Origin of the sequence: Hymenobacter lucidus (assembly GCF_020447265.1) — a bacterium.
GTDB classification, from domain to species: Bacteria; Bacteroidota; Bacteroidia; order Cytophagales; family Hymenobacteraceae; genus Hymenobacter; species Hymenobacter lucidus.
In genome coordinates this window covers 87,452-93,633 of the sequence record NZ_JAJADR010000014.1, presented here as the reverse complement: position 1 = coordinate 93,633, position 6,182 = coordinate 87,452, and the positions used below count along the sequence as shown (strand labels likewise).

General features: G+C 61.8%; 7 protein-coding genes. 1 reads left to right on the top strand and 6 read right to left on the bottom strand.

Annotated elements, in window-relative coordinates; all coding sequences use genetic code 11:
• A partial coding sequence (locus tag LGH74_RS24175; RefSeq protein ID WP_226180654.1) for a hypothetical protein occupies positions 1 to 834 on the top strand: 834 nt, incomplete at its 5' end.
• A gap of 758 nt (positions 835 to 1,592) precedes the next feature.
• Here the strand turns inward: LGH74_RS24175 and LGH74_RS24170 are convergent.
• The 6 genes from LGH74_RS24170 to LGH74_RS24145 are packed head-to-tail and all read right to left on the bottom strand — an operon-like array spanning position 1,593 to position 6,168.
• On the bottom strand, positions 1,593 to 1,955 hold the full coding sequence (locus LGH74_RS24170) for a hypothetical protein (RefSeq protein WP_226180652.1): 363 nt from the start codon (positions 1,953 to 1,955) through the stop codon (positions 1,593 to 1,595).
• Positions 1,956 to 1,982: 27 nt separating this feature from the next.
• Positions 1,983 to 2,372, bottom strand: coding sequence for a hypothetical protein (locus LGH74_RS24165; protein WP_226180650.1), 390 nt, complete (start codon positions 2,370 to 2,372; stop codon positions 1,983 to 1,985).
• A gap of 18 nt (positions 2,373 to 2,390) precedes the next feature.
• Positions 2,391 to 2,930, bottom strand: a complete 540-nt coding sequence (locus LGH74_RS24160) for a hypothetical protein (protein WP_226180648.1) — start codon at positions 2,928 to 2,930, stop codon at positions 2,391 to 2,393.
• A 5-nt stretch (positions 2,931 to 2,935) separates the two neighbouring features.
• A complete protein-coding gene (locus tag LGH74_RS24155; RefSeq protein WP_226180646.1) occupies positions 2,936 to 3,826 on the bottom strand; it encodes a hypothetical protein in 891 nt (296 codons plus the stop codon).
• A gap of 29 nt (positions 3,827 to 3,855) precedes the next feature.
• On the bottom strand, positions 3,856 to 5,250 hold the full coding sequence (gene traM / locus LGH74_RS24150) for a conjugative transposon protein TraM (protein WP_226180644.1): 1,395 nt from the start codon (positions 5,248 to 5,250) through the stop codon (positions 3,856 to 3,858).
• 18 nt (positions 5,251 to 5,268) lie between these two features.
• Positions 5,269 to 6,168, bottom strand: a complete 900-nt coding sequence (locus tag LGH74_RS24145; RefSeq protein WP_226180642.1) for a DUF4138 domain-containing protein — start codon at positions 6,166 to 6,168, stop codon at positions 5,269 to 5,271.
• Positions 6,169 to 6,182: the final 14 nt, after the last annotated feature.

The following is a 6,182-nucleotide window of genomic DNA, read 5'->3' as shown; positions in this document are numbered from 1 at the left end:
CCCAGTGACCTACTGCTCATCCATCTGAACGGCAACTACCGGGAGGAAATCGTGAGCTACGGCGGCGTTTCTATGAGCCCGTTTATTATCGGTCCGGACCGAATCGGCTGGGCTTACTTCACGCATTACCACTTCATCAACCAGTACCGCAGCGTCGCCGCTTCCCAGCCCAGCCAAGCAGCGTACCTGGCTTCGCTCAAAGAGCAGCTGGACAAAGGGGAAACCCAGGAGCGCGACCGGCGCATTGCCAACGAGGACATGTCCATCCACCTCGAAACCCTGATTTACCTCAAGGTGTGGGAATCGGACTTTGTGTTGAAGCGCTTTTACGAGTTCGTGCGGGTCTTGCAAGAAGAGCCATACGACTGGTATTTCAAAATTGCGGAAAGCTCCCGCGATACGACGGCCACGGGGGTAACCCACGAAATCATCCGGAAGAAAATCCGCGATAAGCTCAAGGATATTTCGCCCGTGCTGTTTGAGGCGTTCTCGGTGATTTACAAAAGCCAAATCCGGAACTCGGTGGCGCACTCCAACTTCAGCTTGCAGGGCCGCCACCTTCAACTCAACAACTACCAGGCAGCAGACCCGGCTTCCCAGCTGCATGCCATTACCTACGAGGACTGGGCGGACATCTTCCACACGACGCTCATGCTCTACAACATGATGATTGGGCTGGACCACCGGATTCAGGCCCATTACGGCGCGGTAGCCGAGCAGCAGGGCAATGAGGTGAATATCTTAATCCGCGATGTGCGCAATGGAGGAAGTGAATACGAGGTGCCGCTGACCTACCGGGCCGAATTTAAGGACTACCATTTCAAGCAGAAGTAACCCGCTTTCAGGAGGTCACGGCCAGCAGCAGGCGAACTGGTAGCGAAGGCTGCTGGCATTGAACCCTTGGAAAAATAGTTGGCTCAGGGCTCAACAGTGGCCTGTTTTGCCCGTATTGGCTAGCTTTGCCCGTCAAACTGATTGCCGAGTATGCTAGCTCAGAAATCCTCCGCTTTGCATAGTTGCCCCTCGTCAGCGGTTCACTCTGCGGACTGGCTGCGCTGGGCTCACCGGCAGCCGCTGCCCATTCAGCAGCGGCCTGCCCTCTTTGTGGGCTCCCTGGCCTAACGCTCCCCACTTCCTGTAATCAGCAACAAGCAGTGCCCTTCAACGGGCGGCTGTGCTGATAAGCTGTATCCTGCCCGGCCCCACATCCGCGGCCGCAGGCGGGGCGTTTCCCATCCTTTCCGTTGATATTTTCCATGGCTGCGAGTCCGTATCGCCGCTTTTCCAGCATTTGCCCTACCGTGCAGAAGCTGGTCATTCGGCTCATTTAAGAAGAATTCACCCCACTACTATCCCTTTCCACTACTGTTTCCGAGGCTGCCTGGGCCCGCGCCGTAACACTAGCCGACCCCACTTTCCTCTATTGCACCGCCGCCGAACCGACCATCCGCCTCTGCCCGGACTCCTACCAGCAGCTGCAGGCGCTATTGCAACGCGAGCTGACCAAAGCGGAGTAGCCGTACTTAACTTATAAAAAAGGCCGTCCAGATTGCTGGACGGCCTTTTTTATTGCTTTTGGAAGAAAGGTTCAGTTAACTGGCCAGCCTGACCAGTTCATCATAGGCGCGCAACTCGTGGCGAAAAAGCGCGAAGGCCTCCGGCGTGGCAAACCAATAGAAATGCCTTTTTTCGTTGGTCATTGAAATCAAACGAAGCACGTCAACGGAGTAACCAAAAGCCGCAAAGAGCCGCTTGAGTAGCGGGGCGTACAGCTGCCGGTCATCCTTTTTGATTTCCACCAGCCGGGCGTAGTTGAAGCGGTGCGCAGTGGCCCAGGACTTCATCTGCCCGTGCGCCATGCGGTTGAGCCGGAAGCGAACGAAGCGTAGGGCGGTGGGATAGTTGATGACGAGCGCCGGGTCAGGAAAGCCAGCAGGAGCAAAGGGAGAGTCCATAGAAGTAATACGTAGCTGATTTTTTCCCTACTGCCCAATCACGTACACCGGTACGGCCTGGGCATCGGCGCCGCGGCCGGTTTCCTTCTTCACCTCTCGGCCATCGAGCAGGATGGTGGCGGTAATCTCTGATGTGGAAGTACCCCCATCCAGGCTGGCCAGCAGGCCTACGTGGTCGCCCTGCTTCATCGTGCGCTTGAAGCGGTAATTAGCCGGCAGCGGGACGTTGTTGAGCGTGGTGCTGCCGCCGCTCTCGTTGTCGTAGCTGATGTAGTCTGACGAGGGGGCGGTGGTGGAAGAAATGCGGTATTCCACCTGGTATTCCTTGGGGCCGGCGGGTATGGCGTCGTCCTTGGAGCAGCCGGCCATGGAAGCCAGCGTGAGGCCGCTGAGCAGCAGATAAGTCAGTCGTTTCATAGGTCAGAAAAGCAGGGGTTAGCGAAAGTGGTAGCGCAGACCAGCGCTGGCGTAGCCTGGCCATTGGTCAATGAGCGGGTTGTTGAGCAGGTAGCCCTTGGTAGCTGTGGCCACCAGCGAGAGGCGGTTGCCCAGGAAGCAGTCGACTTCAGCCCCGGCCTGCGGGCCGTAGGTAAAGCGCTGCGGCTCCTTGGCGTCGGCCCCTAGCTCGCTGGTACCGTTTTCGCCGGTGCGCTCGTAGCCGGCGCCGGCCCCCAGCAGCAGGTGCACGTAGGCCACTTCGCCCAGGTGAAACAGCTGCGGGGCGAGCAGCACCCGGCCCACGTAGCTGGCGTATTCGCCGCGGCCAGCTAGGTTGCCGGCGTCGCGCAGCCCGCTGGCGCGCAGAGCCAGGCGGTTGGTGAGCATGCTGGTGTAGCTCAGTTCGTAGAAGTCGCCCTTCTCGGAGCGGCCCAGGTGGGCGCCCCAGCTAGAAATGTGTTGAACGTGGCGCTGGGCGGAGGCTGGCACGGCGCCGGCCCCCGCCAGCAGCAGGGCCACTAGCAATAGGTTTTTCATAGGGGTTAGTTGCGGGGGCGGGCCCGGTCGGCTTTGATGAGGGCGTTTTGCACCAGGATGTCGGAGTAGACCATTTCAGCCGCTTGCCGCGAGGGGCCGGGCTGGGCGGCTTCAGCCAGCAGCCGGTCGGCTTCCTGCCGCAGCTGCATGGCCTTAATCATGTTGTCGTTTGAAGTATTCAGGGCCACCATCCGCTCACCCTCGGTCATAGCGTAACGGCCGGGATTCTTGAGCGTGGCATTCATCTCGATACTCTGCTGGGTCATCTCGTCGGCAATCTTGTAGTAGCCGAAGGCCGTGGCAATCTTCTTTTTCTGCATCATCTCCTCGTAGGCAAACGTGGAGACGGCCGCTTCCTCGCGTTTCTGCTGGTACTGCTGGGAACTCATGCGGTTGTTGCCGGCCGTGGCGCCCGAGCCGAAGCGCGAAAACACGTCGTAGACCGTGTTCAAATCCTGCTGGGGGTTGTTGAGCTGCAGGGCCTGGCGCAGGCGCTCGGCCTTCTGAAACACGGGCATGTACTGGTTGCTCTGCCCCCGTCCCGACATGGCCAGGGCGCGGGCAAACAGCTCCTGGGGATTGGAGAGGCGCAAATCCTGAATGCTCTGCACCTTGCGCAGGTCGGCCTGCACCTGGCGCTGCAGCTGCAGGGTCTCGTCGGTGATGTCCTTCACCTGCCCGGTAATGTCCTTGGTGACGCCGGCAATCTGCTTGGCATCCTTGATGACCTGGTAGTTTTTGACTGTTTCGGTCCACTGCGCGAGGCGCTTGGCGAAATCGCCGATGTGCACGCCCATGTGCAGCGGGTCATTCACCACGGCTTGCGCCGCGGCATCGGTAGTGGGAGCCAGAACGAGCGCCAGGGCCACGAGGGCCGGCAAAAGCATCTTTTTCATCGTCGTATCCGGTTAGGTGAAAGGAAGAATTAGCGGGCCGCCGCTTCCGGGCCCATCTGGCCGGCGGCCGCGGTAGTAATCAGGATGGGGTAGCCATCGGGCAGCAGCACGTCGCGCAGCTTGGTGCGGGTCTTGGGCCGCGACAGCACCGAAGCCGCCACCCGGCCGCCCACGCCCACCACCGAGTTGGCGGCCGAAGCCGAGCGGTCAATGGCCGTGCTGATTTCCTGGGTGGTTTGCTGCTGCAGCTCATTGCCGGCCATGCCGGCTTCCCTGGCCACGCGCTTCACCGGGTCTATCATGATGCCCGGCATGTAGTTGAAGTCGTAGATATCGGCCTGCACCCGCGTCGGGCCGAGGCGGTTGACTTCCAGCGTCACGTTGTTGGTGCCCACGGTGGCTACGCCGGCAAAGACCATGTTCTTGGGGAAGGTCACGCCCGAGATGACGGCATCCTCCAGCAGGCGCAGGATGACCACCGAGCCGGTGCGCACCTTCTGCTCGCCGTTGATGACGCACTTGAAAAACACGTCCGGCGCCAGCTGCTGCTCGCGCTGGCTGCCCTGGGCCATCATCCGACTCGCGTTGTCCACCTTCACCGTGTTAAAACCGTCCATGCCGGGGGCACTCATTCGATTGGCCAGCAGCTGGGCGGTCTGGTTGGGGTCACGGTAGCGCTTGCCGGTCATGCGCTCATAGGCCGCGCGGGTTTCCGGCGGCGAAGAGCCCAGCATGGCCAGCACGTCCGGGTCGGTTTCAAACGGGGTGCCGTCCACGTCGCGGGCCGGCACTAGGCTGCGCCCAGCCCGACCGGTCCCCGCCCGGCGGCTACTTCCTCCACCGGCCGTGAGACGCCGGCGCGGCACGACCAGGGTCTGTGCCCGGTAGGAGCCCGTGGAAGGGTCCTGGATGGTGGTTTCGATGGTATCCACGTCGGCCGCCGCCAGGTGGGCTGCTTCGGCGCGGCGGGCCGCAGCTTGGGCGGCCGCCTGGGCCCGGCGCCGCTTGCGTAGCGCCAGACCAGTGGTATCAACGGCGAATACGTCCACGACATCCTGGTCCGTAGCCCGGGCCGGGGCGCTTTGGGCGTCCTGCTCGGCGCGACGCTGGGCTTCTATCTGGGCTGAGGGAGAGGTAGCGGGGGCCGGCGGGGCCGTTTCCACCGAAGGGATTTCGGGCTCGATGTTGGCCGAGGCCGCCGCGACCGGCTCGCGCTCCTGCTGGGCGGCCTCTTTAGCCGATTTCAGCCACAAAAACAGGCCGCCGATGATGAGCACCAGCAGCAGACCGGCAAAAGCCATCCAGTTGGAGCGCAGGATTTCCGTTGGGGTACGCTTTATCGGTGCGCCCGTAGGGTTGGGCTGCTCGCTTTCCGGGCGGGAAACCGGGGCTACGGGTTGGGTAGGGGGAGTGATAGGTTCCATAGAAACAGGCGAGCAGCGTTAAATGGTGGCGGCGCGGTTAATCACGCGGGACGGCACGGGCAGCACCAGCACCCGGGCGCCGTTGAGCTCGCGCAGGGTCACTTCCAGGTAGCCGCGCTCGGTGGCCGCGTACAGGGGAATGGCGTAGGTCAGGTAGCCCGTGGTGCGGCCGGTAATCACCTGGTTGGGTCCCCCGCCGGAGGGGGCCAGCGGGCGCCGGGCCTCGTTCTTCTTGCGGGCCAGAAACTTCTTCTGCGCGTTTTCCACCAGCTGGAAGTCGGTGAAGTCCACGTTGTAGTCGATGTTGGTTTTGTTGATGACCTTGAAGCGCAGGTAGGTGAAATCCTTGTCGTTGCGCACGTTGGCCAGCGAGAGCACCAAATCGTTGTCGACCACGGCCACGGCCTGGTGCTCCTCGCGGGCTTTGCGCAGCGCCTGCAGCTTGCCCTCGACGACAGCCTTCTTCTCCCGCTCCTTGTCCAGGGCCAGCTCGTTTTCCGGGGCGGCGCCCGTGGAGGGCGCGCTTTTGCCGTTGATGCTCAGCGCGCCGTCCTTTTGAAAGTCGTAGAGCTGCAGCACCGGGCGGTTCACGTACACGAGCCGGCCCATCCAGTACTTCGAGCCGTAGCGAATCAGCATGGGCGTAGGCGGCGCGTGCTTGCGCTTGGCGCGCACAAACACGGCGTTGGCTTCAATCTTGACCAGGTAATTATTGGCCATGCCCACGTCGACCAGCGACACCGGCCCGCCGAAAACCAGGTAGGTAGTAGAGGAGTCGGACACGGCCACGTCCAGCAGGTTGTCGGTGGCCACGACGGCAGCGGTCGGGGAGGTTGCGGTGCTTTGCGCAGACGCCGGCGCAGGTTGAAAAAACAGGGAGAGCAGCCCCAACAGGGCAGTAAGCGTGTAAAGTCGCATCGGTGAATGGGATA